At 39.3% G+C, this 12,646-nt stretch carries 6 protein-coding genes; all 6 read left to right on the forward strand.

The features are described 5' to 3' along the window. Window positions 1–89: 89 nt before the first annotated feature. The 6 genes from GFH32_RS06030 to GFH32_RS06055 all read left to right on the forward strand — a co-directional run bounded on the left by GFH32_RS06030 (window position 90) and on the right by GFH32_RS06055 (window position 12,640). The gene (locus tag GFH32_RS06030) at window positions 90–2,510 is read left to right on the forward strand and encodes a TonB-dependent receptor (RefSeq protein ID WP_153510222.1); all 2,421 of its coding nucleotides are present in this window, start codon (window positions 90–92) and stop codon (window positions 2,508–2,510) included. Between the two features lie 58 nt (window positions 2,511–2,568). Next, window positions 2,569–3,792: a PepSY-associated TM helix domain-containing protein gene (locus tag GFH32_RS06035; protein ID WP_153510224.1), complete on the forward strand. Its 1,224-nt coding sequence runs from the start codon at window positions 2,569–2,571 to the stop codon at window positions 3,790–3,792. A 46-nt stretch (window positions 3,793–3,838) separates the two neighbouring features. Further along, on the forward strand, window positions 3,839–6,259 hold the full coding sequence (locus GFH32_RS06040) for a TonB-dependent receptor domain-containing protein (RefSeq protein WP_153510226.1): 2,421 nt from the start codon (window positions 3,839–3,841) through the stop codon (window positions 6,257–6,259). Between the two features lie 537 nt (window positions 6,260–6,796). Beyond that, window positions 6,797–9,784 (forward strand): SusC/RagA family TonB-linked outer membrane protein, encoded by a 2,988-nt coding sequence (locus GFH32_RS06045; RefSeq protein ID WP_153510227.1) that lies wholly within the window; start codon window positions 6,797–6,799, stop codon window positions 9,782–9,784. Window positions 9,785–9,813: 29 nt separating this feature from the next. Then, window positions 9,814–11,271, forward strand: a complete 1,458-nt coding sequence (locus GFH32_RS06050) for a RagB/SusD family nutrient uptake outer membrane protein (protein ID WP_153510229.1) — start codon at window positions 9,814–9,816, stop codon at window positions 11,269–11,271. 25 nt (window positions 11,272–11,296) lie between these two features. Next, window positions 11,297–12,640, forward strand: a complete 1,344-nt coding sequence (locus GFH32_RS06055; RefSeq protein ID WP_153510231.1) for an endo-1,4-beta-xylanase — start codon at window positions 11,297–11,299, stop codon at window positions 12,638–12,640. Window positions 12,641–12,646: the final 6 nt, after the last annotated feature.

The following is a 12,646-nucleotide window of genomic DNA, read 5'->3' on the forward strand; positions in this document are numbered from 1 at the left end:
ATAATAAAATTCGCAATTTGATATTTCCTGGTAACCAAAACTAATACATTTGCTCCATTATTTATAATTGTTCTAAATAAAAACAATATATGCAAAGTATTTACACCTTTAAAAACGTCAACATTTTTCAATTACTTTTACTCTTAATCTGTCTCCCGATTCTTGGTTTTTCACAACAGAACGGCAAGATTGAAGGAGAAATTTTTACAATAGATGGTCTTCCATTATCTTATGCTTCGGTTAATTTAAAAAGTACGGCATATGGAACATCTGTAACAGCAGAGGGACAGTATTCCTTTTCTGCGCCTGCTGGCAAGTATGTTTTGATGATTACCTATGCAAACTATACAGTTCGCGAGATACCTGTTCAGATTCAGAATGGACAAACCACACAAGTCGAAAAAATCACTGTTCCTTCGCAGGCCAATCAATTGAGAGAGGTAATCGTTTCGGATATTCAAAAGAATAAGTTCGCTAGGAAAGAAACGAATGATATTTCAAGAATGCCCTTGGCAAACCTTCAAAACGCACAAGTCTATAGTGTAATAACTAAAGAATTGGTTCAAGAGTTGGGAGCTACTGATTTCAATGCCGCTATGACTCAAGTGGCAGGTGCAGTGGCTAGTAACGGTGTGAACGATAGCGGTAATGAAGTATTTTTACGTGGATTCAATGCTAACGTGACGATGCGTAACGGACTGCCAAGCAGTCCTAGAACAGCTGTTGAAATATATAATGTGGAACGTGTTGAAGTGATAAAAGGTCCCTCAGCGACTTTATTTGGTGCGCAGGTAACCTCTTACGGTGGAGTAGTCAATTCAGTAACGAAAAAACCATTTGAATCGTTTCGCGGTGAAGTTGCTTATACGACAGGAAGTTGGGGAATGAACCGTGTGACAGCCGATATTAATACACCTCTTAATAAAGACCGTACAGCTCTTGCTAGATTTAATGTCATGGGCAGTACCCAAAACGGATTTCAAGATGCAGGTAAACAGCAAGCAATGGGTTTTGCAGCCAGCTTACTATTTAAACCGAACGATAGAACAACGGTAAGCTTTGATGCTGATATCTATGTTCCGGAGAAGACCTTGTTAGCGTATATTCGAAATACAGAAAAGCTTTCATACGGTACGATGGACAAAGTCCCGCTGCCCTATAATCGTGCTTTATTGAGCGACGATATCACAACCTCTCGCGCCAATATGAACATAAGTACGGAACTTGCATATAAAATTTCCGACCATTGGGTTTCAAGAACATCATATCAGTTCAATCAAAGCGGAGACAAAGAGTCGATCTTTTTTGTTCCCACCTATTTAAATGACTCGCAAATATTAAGAAGATATCGCATTTTCGACCGATATAGTTTGACTTATAATTCATTACAACAAAATTTTGTTGGTGACTATTTCGTCGCCAATGTAAAGAATACAATGGTTGCTGGTGTTGATTATTCGTTCTACAAAAATACCGACCAAAGTATGTCCCCTGCATTTCTAACGTTCGACACTGTAGGTATCGCAGATCCATTTTGGACGCCAATTTCTAGAGCTGATATTGCGAAATCGCGTGGCGAGCAAAGCCCAGGAGATTCGTATAGTCGATCTGGTAACAAAAATCTAAGGGGATACGTTTCCAACGTAACAAACATAGCAGATCGCCTTTTCGTTATGTTGAGCTTAAGCGTAAACCATCATATGAGTGATGATGCTTATACTTTTACACCAAATAAAGACCCTAAGAAAAATACTGCAACAACCTTGGAGGGGTATGAACAAACTTCCGTTTCGCCGAAACTGGGACTGGTGTACCAGCCAATTAAAGGCCAGTTGTCCATCTTCGCTAACTACATGAATAGCTTCCGAAATATGGCTGCATCACAAGGCTTAGCGAACGATAATGACTTAAGCATACAGCCCGTTTTGATGAATTGGAAACCTGAAAAGGCGAATCAATACGAATTCGGAGCAAAAGGTGAATTCCTCGATGGAAGAATCAATAGTTCATTGAGTTTTTACAACATTGACGTCACTAATTCGCTTCGCTTAGTTTCTGCAGACGTAAACGTTCAAGATGGCAAATTAAGAAGTCGAGGAGTTGAATTTGACTTTATTGCGAATCCGATTAAAGGTTGGAATATTATTCTCGGCTACGGTTACAACGACATTAAATATGTTAAGAGTATTGAAGCAAACATGAATAAACGTAAAAACTGGGCACCAAAAAACGTTGCTAATATTTGGACCTCGTATAAATTTTTACAAGGGTCTCTTGAGGGTTTCGGTTTAGGTGCAGGAGCTAATTACGTGGATAAGGTATATTTAGATATACAAGAAGTGTTTGCCGTACCTGCATATACTACATTCAATGCGACAGCATTCTATGACAAGCCGAAATACCGTGTGGGAGTTAAATTGAATAACCTTGGAGATATCAAATATTGGGATTTCTATGGCAAAGCTCAAAAGCCATTTGAAATATTAGCAAATCTATCATTTAAGTTCTAAATATTATACCAAATCTGCTGGATGTTGATAGGCATCCAGCTCCCTAAACCAATAAGACATGGCAAACTTCAAACTTAGATCGACAGGAAATGCAGCAGCGGCGGGCGTGCCCGCGAAGAAAAAGGGAAAATCATGGTTTTCTAAACTAAACGCATGGTTACATCTCTGGCCAAGTTTAATATCCGGAATCATACTGGTTTTCGTATGTATTACGGGAACTTTGATCGTCTATTGTGATGAGATATTGGAATATAGTGCCGGGGAGGCTCGCTATGTTGAAGTCGGAAGAGAAAAAGCATCCGGGGAAAAGATTGTCGAATCGCTAAAGCAATATGATCCTAACTATCAAATTGCGCAGATGGTGTTTTTTCAACAAGATAACCGCAGTATTCGTATCCGAGCATTTCATAAGTTGACAAAAAAGCTAACCTTCATCTATATTAATCCTTATACCGCAGAGGTTTTGAAATCAGATTCTAATGCGCACTTTTTCTTTGTTACCGCTCATTTACACTCATCCGTACTTGCAGGCGAAATGGGACACTGGATTGTCACCATTTCGACCATAATATTCGCCTTGGGTTGTATAACCGGTTTAATCTTATGGTGGCCTAAGCGTTGGACAAAGAAAACAAGAAATGATTCCTTCACGATTAAATGGAAGGCAAAGTTCAAACGACTGAACTATGATTTACATAATGTCTACGGATTCTACTCACTTCTACTGTGCTTTGTTTTAAGTGTAACTGGGATTTTTATTTTCTTCCATTCGCTAAGTGACGGATTGAGTAAGGCTTTTGGTGGATCGGGAGAGCATGTTGATCACATTATGCCAAAGTATGATGAGAATCGAAAGTCGCTCGACGTTGCTACGTTTGCCTACCGAGTACTTGAAAAATATCCAGAACAAGAAAATGCAGGCATTTGGGTTTCCGAACGCACTAAGTCTGGTGCCTTCGTATTTAATCTAGGAGTGGCAGGTTTAAAAAGTACTGAAAATCTCGCTATCGAAGCTTATGACCGCTACACGGGTGAAAAACTCCATATAGAACGACCATATATTATTCATGAAAAGGTAGATAATTTCATCTGGCAACTACACATGGGACAATGGTGGGGCCAATTTGGGAAGTTATCTACTTTTCTTGCAGGTATTATAGCTACTTCGTTACCTGTCACTGGGTTCCTCATCTGGTGGGGTAGAAGAAAAAAGAAAAGAAGCACAGTACAAAAGCGGGAGCTTGTCAAAAACACAGAAATAGTAACGAACGCATCGATATAGTGTCACAATAGATATTTTATTTTTTTTCGTAACTCCATTAATTATTATGAAGATCCGTTTCAAATTGTTAGCTGTATTCTTTTTTCTTACTTTTCACTGTCTTGGACAAAAGATAGTCGGAATAAAAGGGCTTGTTGTCAATGACGTACATGAGGCACTTGACCAGGTGAACATTAGCCTTACTAAACCAGGGATGAGGCCCATTTCTATCGTTACTGATGTCCATGGACAATTTCAACTGGAATTGACACAAGGCACCTATCATATTAAGTTTTCTTATTTAGGTTATGAAGATTATATCCGTGAGCAGCTCATAATCGAATCTTCCTTACTTGACTTAGGACAGATTATGTTGAAGTCCTCATCAAAAGCATTGGATGCTGTTTCCATCCTAGGGAATCGACCGCTCATCGAGCAAAAATCTGATAGATTGGTAATCAACATAGAAAATACTGTTCTTTCGGATGGAATGAACGCTCTGGAAATTTTAAAACGTGCTCCAGGAGTGAAAGTCGATGAGGATGGAAATATAAGTATGCGCGGGAAATCCGACGTTGGTATTCTCATCAATGGCAAGCTTTCCTATCTTTCGCAGAAAGAACTGGTTACCCTATTACAGGGTACTTCATCTACATCATTAAAATCAGTCGAATTGATTACGAACCCTTCGGCGAAATATGATGCTGCTGGAATGGGTGGATTGATTAATCTGCAGTTGAAAGATGGTCAAAAGCCTGGTTTTAATTTAGCGGTTAATACGTTTGGCGGTGCTGGGAGAAAGGAACGATATGGTGCTGGAGTTAATTTCAATAGTCAACATAAAGTGATTAATATTATCGGTAGTTATGACTATGCCTACAGAGGAGAAGAAGAATTCCGAACATTTGATCGATATTTTTCAATACTACCCACAGAGAGCCTTGCGCGGAAATCAAAGCAGTATTCCCAAACTAGTGAACCCTTAAACACCAATAATGCAAAATTTGGCATGGATGTACAGGTCTCCGAAAGCCTTCAGTTAGGTGTATTATGGTCTGGTAATTTTGGAACTTATAAAAACCTAAGTGAGGGATATAACAATGTCTTGTTCGAGGATAATCGTCTTATCTCAAATTCGTTAACAGACAATAGTAATGTTAGTGAGTGGAATTCCCATAATATCAATTTGAATTTGTTGCAAAAGATAGGGAAGAAGGAACATGTACTTGCCGTTGATTTCGACTACATGGATGCAGATTTTGATGCGAATCAATTACTTGTGAGCAGATTCCAAAAAACGGATTTCGAACAGCCCTACACCTCTCAACGTAAGAATACAACACCTTCCTTAAGTAAGTTATATGTGGCAAAAATTGATTATTTGCACCATATTGCTGAAAAACAACGTGTAGAAATAGGATGGAAGAGTAGCTGGATGGACGCAGACAACAACGCAATAAATGATACATTACGCGGAAATGAATGGGTGGCTGATCTTGGGACTAGCAATCATTTTTTATATGAAGAGCAAATTCATGCGGGTTATGTGAACTATCATTTGGAGTTAGAAAAGTGGAGCTTAATGGCAGGATTAAGAACAGAGCACACGAGAGCAAATGGTAATCAATTAACGAACAAAATGATTAGTAAAAGGGAATATACCAATCTGTTCCCAAGTGGTGCAATAGGATTCAAACTCAGCGATAATCATCAATTCAGGTTTTCATATAGCCGTCGAATCAATCGTCCTGACTACGAAGATTTAAATCCTTTCCGATTTTATGTAGATGCGTTTGTATTTTGGGAGGGGAACCCGACCTTGCAACCTGAGTTAGCCAATAATTTCGAACTCAGCTATTCACTGCAACAAAATCTGCATCTTTCATTATTCTACACCGATGTCAAAGACGTTATGACGAGTGTGCTGACGCAATTGCCAGCACAGAATATCACGATTCGAAGTTTGCATAATATTGAAGGCTATCGAAATAAGGGTTTCAATTTAAATTACTCAATTTCCCCCGTGAAATCCTTTCATAGTATTAATAATGTAACGCTACATGAGAACCACTATTTTGGCGCTTTCCGTAATGAAGTGATTGATAATAGACAGTGGTCTGTAAATGCAATTAGCAGTAACACGGTCAGATTTCCTAAAGAATGGTCGCTCGAGGTGATTGCTGGATACCAATCTCCGCAGTCAGATGGTGTTTTCAAGCAAAAATCATCAGGGTATGTTTCAGCTGGAATTATGAAAAAATTATGTTCCGATAAAATGAGTGTAAAAATAGCAGCGAATGATCTGTTTAACACTCAACGCTATCGTACAGAGTCATTCGCAGGAAACGTGCGCATGGATCAACACTTTAATCTTGACAGTCGAACATTCCTATTGTCGCTATCTTATAAGATTGGAAGCAATGGGAAAGCATTTGATAAATTGAATCGCAAGAGTGAAGAACAGGGTCGAGTGCGTGGCGGAAACTAAATATTAGCGTAGAATTGTAATAGAGTTTCATTCATAGGTGTCAAAGACGGCAGACTTTCGATAAGAAATTCTGCCTCTTGATTTTATGGAGTCGCTAGCTTTAGCGGCTCTTTTATTTTTGTATCTCCTACATCCCTTTCACTTCCCTTTCAGACCCAATGGTTAACCGTTCTGAATTGGGTTAGATTTGGATTTGATTTGGTCGAGATGAGGTAGGGCTTCAGCGCTGTAACTTGGGAAGACTTGATCATGTTGGTTAGATAATCGTTTCAAAATTTAGCGCTATTTAAAGGCTTCAATTTTACATTGTAAAAATGAGCTGAATGAGGTCATAAGTTTCGTTAGGTGTGGTGAATTAAAGTTAAAATTCTTTATAGTGTTGATATACAGTGTTTTATATATTGTTTGTCATGCTGTTTTTTGCTGGTTATTTAGGTGCTATTTGGTTTTTGAAATACTATGTTTTAACATTGATTTTATAATACCAAATACAATTTTACAATGTAAAATTGCCTAACCAACAAAAAATTATAAACTATGAGAAATTATTTAACGCTTACATTAGGCTTTTTTCTGTATTCTCTTTTTGTGTTTGCTGAGCCCTCAGGAATTCAAGAAAACGTAAAAGGAAAAGTGCTTAATGAACAAGGGGCCGGGATCCCAGGTATTAGTATAACAAATAGGCAGAATAAGGCAAGTACGTCTTCCGACGCCAATGGATCATTTGTTATACCCGGCAAATTAGGAGATGTACTTGTACTGTCTTCAATCGGTTATGAGGGTAAAGAAATTACCCTACTCAGCAAAGAAGTTACCATCACACTTAAACCCAGCGATGAATCTATCGATGAGGTTGTCGTGGTAGGTTATGGTACCATGAAGAAAAAAGATGTTACTGGCTCGATTGCCTCGGTCAGTGGCGAAAAGATGTCTGAATATGTGGTTCCAAATCCTATTCAAGGTTTGCAAGGCCGAGTGGCTGGTGTTTCGGTTTCCAGCAATTCTGGCTCTCCCAATGGAAATTTTACAGTCCGTATTCGTGGTAGCAATTCGATCCGCGGAGGAAATGATCCATTGTATGTGGTCGATGGAATACCAAGTAATCCTTCATCGGTCAACAGTTTAGATATTGAATCTGTTGAAGTCTTAAAGGATGCTTCCGCTACGGCTATTTATGGATCTAGAGCCTCCAACGGCGTTGTTCTGATTACAACGAAACGCGGAAAAGTAGGAAAGGCATCAATCGCCTATGATGGGAACTACGGCGTACAATCGCAGATTAAGCAACTGGAATTAATGGATGCACAGGAATATATGCGCTTCTATAATATCCAGCAGAAAAACGATAACGGTAAAGAATACTTTACGCAAGAGCAAATCAATTCAGCAGGCGAGGGGACCAATTGGCAATCCTTAGTCTATACTGATGCACCCATTCAGAATCATAATCTATCGATCGCTGGCGGGTCAGATAAAATTAAAGCCCTAATTAGTGGTTCGATTATGAATCGCGATGGTATCATTCAGAATAGTAAATACGATAAATATAATCTTCGTTCCAATCTAGATTATAGTTTCAATGATCATTTTACAGCGCACTTGAACATGGCTTATGCGAAGACGGGAACTGATGCGCAGAACAGTGGAGGCGGAAACAGAGGGGGATCTCTGATTGGTGGTTCAATTGCTTCACCGCCGACTTTAGGAGTGTACAATGATGACGGTAGCTATAGAAATCTGCAATTGGCCTATCCATTTATGTCCAATGCGCTATACAACCCTATTAATCTTATTAATGAACAATCCAATTTAACTAGAGCCAACTTGATGAACAATAATCTGATGTTGGTTTATAAAATTATTCCTGGATTATCGATACGTTCATCATTAGGTATTGAAACCTTAGATTATCGAGCAGATGCCTACACTTCATCCAAATATCTCTATGGTTCGTCGGCGGGATCGGTTTCTAACAATAACGATGTTTCAATCTTAAATGAAAATATATTAAACTATAATAAGGAATTTAATGGCAAACATGGATTAGACGTTACGGCTGGATTTACTTATCAAAATAGTCAATCAAAAAGTAGCTTCTTGAGCGGTACGGGTTTCTTAAGTGATGTTCCCGGTACGGATCAAATTTCGGGAGCCTCGGTCTTTGGAACGCCTTCGACTGGTTTTTCGGAATGGACATTAATGTCTTATTTAGGTCGTATCAATTACTCGTACCTAGGGAAATATTTGGCAACGGTGAGTGGACGTGCTGATGGTTCCTCGCGCTATAGTGCTGGTGAAAAGTGGGGATTCTTTCCATCCTTAGCGCTCGCATGGCGTCTCTCGGAAGAGGAATTTATCAAAAGTGTAACTTGGATAAGTGACTTAAAACTACGCGCTGGTTACGGAAAGACAGGGTCTACAGCTCTTAGCCCATATGCGACGATGAACATGTTGAGTCAAGGAAAAACACCAATCAATGGTGATATGGGAACCTTTTATGCCGCAAGTTCCACTTTACCATCCAATCTAAAATGGGAGACAACTGGCCAATATAATATTGGTATCGACGCTGCTTTCCTTCAAAATAAAATTCGCGTTACTGCGGACTACTACAATAAGGAAACGACAGATTTATTGAATTCTGTTGTTCTTCCACCTTCCTCAGGATATGGAACAACCATTAAGAATATTGGTAAAATGCAAAACAAAGGCTTTGAACTCTTAGTTGAGGGGCAGCTATATCAACGCGAAGAATTTAGTTGGGCACTTGGTGGTAATATTTCTTTCAATAGAAATAAAGTCACTGAATTGAATGAGGGTAAAGATATCTATGGAGGTGTTGTTGGATTAGCATACATTGAAGACTTCATTCATTTAATTCGCGTTGGACAACCGATGGGTGTATTCTATACCTATCAGCAAAATGGCTATACAGACGATGGCAATTTGAGCTATGTCGATGTAAACGAAGACGGAAAGCTTTCTATTGACGACAAGATGATTCTAGGTAATCCGCATCCTAAGTTTTTGTATGGCTTTAATTCAGACTTAACTTATAAAGGCATCAGTCTTAATCTCTTTTTCCAAGGAAGCTATGGCAATGATTTGTTTAATGTTGGCGAGACGGCAAATTTAGACCAAGGTATGGGATTGAATTTACGTAGAGCTGTTTTGGAGAGCCACTGGTCAGCGGACAATACACCGGAGCAAAATGCAGCGGCCGCTTATCCGAAGATTACAAGACAAATAAAAAACCAATATTCCAGTCGATATATTGAGGACGGATCGTATTTGCGGTTGAAGAATATTGCTTTAGGCTATGATCTGCCATTGAAGAAATGGGGCATTACCTGGTGTAATCAATTCAAAGTCTACGCGAGTGCTCAAAATATTCTGACGTTTACCAAATATTCGGGCATGGATCCAGAAGTTAACTCTCGTGGTGGCAATGTGGACATTGGATTGGACTACCTGACGTATCCAAACGTAAAGACCATTTCATTTGGCGCTAAAGTTCAATTTTAAATCAATGTTCAATTTTAAATCAATCAATTATGAAAATAAGAAATCTATATATAGCGGGTTTTGTGCTTTTAGGGAGCTTAAGTTCATCCTGCAGTAAATGGCTGGAAGAACATCCGAAAGCGGTAGCTGCTGAAACCTTCTATAATACACCAGCAGAAGCGGCAACAGCCGTTTTAGCCCCACTAAACAAGTTTAGAAGTGGATTTGCGATGTCTTTTCCGGGTTTGATGGAGTGTTTTACAGACTATCAATATGGTCGCGGTTCTTGGACTAGCAACAGTGATTATGTCGGGCTGGATCCAACGAATGTGACTCGTGCTTCCGGAGTTTGGAGTAGCCTTTACGGTGGAATCCGCGATTGTAATATAGCAGTGGATCGTTTGCCAGAGGCATCTGCAATGGATGATGCTCAAAAAAATGCCTATATCGGTGAGGTCAAGTTCCTTCGCGCATTCGCTTATTTCCATCTCGTTAGACTGTGGGGCGATGTGCCTTTGCGTACTGAGCAAAATATGTTGGATTGGGACCTTCCTAAAACGGCAAAAGCAGATATCTATAAATTAATCATCGAAGACTTAAATTACTGTATTGCGAACGCTCCAGAGAAACCGCGATTGGTCGGCACGCCGAGTAAGTGGTCTGCGAAGAGTTTACTTGCTCAGGTTTATATGCAACTAGCGCAGTATAATAGCGCATTGCCGATACTTAAAGAAGTGATTGACAGTAAGCAGTATGCATTGGTTAACGTAGCCAACTCTGGAGAGTTTGAAAAGATCTTTGGCCCTAAAGTCATTACGACTACAGAGGAGATCTTCTATTTTAAGCAAACGAGCTTGGCAGGTTGGGAATTTGTAATGTTCTGTTCGCATCCAAATGCGAAGATTAATGGACAGAAAATGCATGGTGCGGGAGGCTATTTTGGAATTTATACTCGTGCGGATAATAAAGTCTTCACAAATTGGGATCCTAATGATCTTCGTAAGTCGTATAATACATTGAAGCAAGATTTAGGCCTTCAGTTTGAAACATATATTCCAAGTAAATTCTTTGATTCGGAAGCTCCGAATTCCAATGGGGCACGAAACTCCTTCCCATTGATTCGATACGCCGATATCCTGCTAGCATATGCGGAAGCATCCAATGAAGTTAATGGTCCGACACAGGATGCCTTAGATAAAGTCAATATGATTTATCGAAGAGCTTATGGATTGGACCCCTTGGTTTCAGCAAGCTCTGATTACAGCCTTGCAGATTATAATAGCAAAGACAAGTTTTTTAATCTCGTTTCTAAGGAATTAACCTACGAAAACTGGAATGAAGCGAAACGTTGGTTGTTCTTGTTGCGAAGAAATATTGCAAAACAAGTGATTAAAGACGTAAAAGGAATTGATGTTCAAGATAAGCACTTATTGTTTCCTATTCCTGATAATGAATTCAGTTACAACAAAGCTTTAGATCCAGCAAAAGATCAGAACCCAGGGTACTAATTTTCTTTAAATCAATACAATTACGATGAGATATAAGTTAAATAGATTGGTTTTAACGCTAATTGCGACCGGATACGCCGTAGTTAGCTTAGCACAAGACAATAAGCAAGTAATGAGCGCTGCCTATAATGATATTTGGAATCAAGATGTGCAGCAAAAGATTGATGAGCGAATAGAAAAGCATAGGAAGGCTGACGTCAAGTTAAACTTTGCCGATATAAAAAAGGGTAGCGCTGTTGTCGTTGAACAAATAGCACATGATTTTGTGTTCGGTAGCAATATTTTTCTGTTTAATCAATTCGATACACAAGAGAAGAATAATCGATATAATGAGCTTTTTACACAGCTTTTTAATGCTGCCACAGTTCCATTTTATTGGAAAACTTTAGAGCCTACTCAAGGAGAACCTCGCTTTACCAAGGACAGTAAGTACATCTATCGCCGTCCTCCTGTAGATCCTGTCGTTGAGTTTTGTATCAAAAACGGAATTAATATGAACGGTCATGCGATAATCTATGGAATGCGAAGATGGGGACATCCGGAGTGGATGCCAGCAGATCGAAAGAAGATGGAACCAATATTTGAAAATCACATCAAACTATTGGCTGAGCGATATGGGGATAAGATTCAACGTTGGGATGTCGTCAATGAACCTATAGATCAAGCGAATAGAGGTATTATGCCTGACGATTATACCTACAAGTGTTTTCAATGGGCGACAAAATACTTTCCTTCCAATGCGGTTTTCAATCTGAATGACTGCGATATGAATTGGGAAGTTGCACCGGTACGTCGATATGTTGAAATCATTCGAAATCTGAAGGATCGAGGCGCAAAATTGGATATTACCGGGATTCAGAGCCATATTTTTAATCCACAAGGGGCGAAAGCAATTGCTGCTGGCGAGAAGAAGTTGACGCCAGATAAGATCAATGAACTTTTGGATGTCTTAGATGAAGCCGAGCTGCCTATTCATATCAGTGAGGTGACTATATCAGCCCCGGATACTAGTGTAAATGGTGGAGAAATACAGGCTCAAATTGCTAGAAACTTATATCGCTTATGGTTTTCACATCCTACAATAATGGGGGTAACATGGTGGAATGCTGCGGATGGCGGTGCTGCTGAAGGAGAACCTTCATTTTCTGGGATTTTGGATCAGAATTTAAATCGTAAACCTGTCTTTGCGGCTTTACAACACTTAATTCATAAAGAATGGAATACCAGCTTAAATCAGAAAATTGGAACAGCAAATCAAATAACATTCCGCGGATTTAAAGGGAAGTATAAAGTCAAATGGCTAACTAAGAAAGGGAAGTCGATGGAACAGATCGTTGAGGTAAAGTCCGATACAAATATCACTATTTAAAAAACT

The organism is Sphingobacteruim zhuxiongii (assembly GCF_009557615.1).
Taxonomy (GTDB): Bacteria; Bacteroidota; Bacteroidia; order Sphingobacteriales; family Sphingobacteriaceae; genus Sphingobacterium; species Sphingobacterium zhuxiongii.

Coding starts and splice junctions, on each gene's coding strand:
- GFH32_RS06030 (WP_153510222.1), top strand. CDS start 90: ATGCAAAGTATTTACACCTTTAAAAACGTCAACATTTTTCAATTACTT.
- GFH32_RS06035 (WP_153510224.1), top strand. CDS start 2,569: ATGGCAAACTTCAAACTTAGATCGACAGGAAATGCAGCAGCGGCGGGC.
- GFH32_RS06040 (WP_153510226.1), top strand. CDS start 3,839: ATGAAGATCCGTTTCAAATTGTTAGCTGTATTCTTTTTTCTTACTTTT.
- GFH32_RS06045 (WP_153510227.1), top strand. CDS start 6,797: ATGAGAAATTATTTAACGCTTACATTAGGCTTTTTTCTGTATTCTCTT.
- GFH32_RS06050 (WP_153510229.1), top strand. CDS start 9,814: ATGAAAATAAGAAATCTATATATAGCGGGTTTTGTGCTTTTAGGGAGC.
- GFH32_RS06055 (WP_153510231.1), top strand. CDS start 11,297: ATGAGATATAAGTTAAATAGATTGGTTTTAACGCTAATTGCGACCGGA.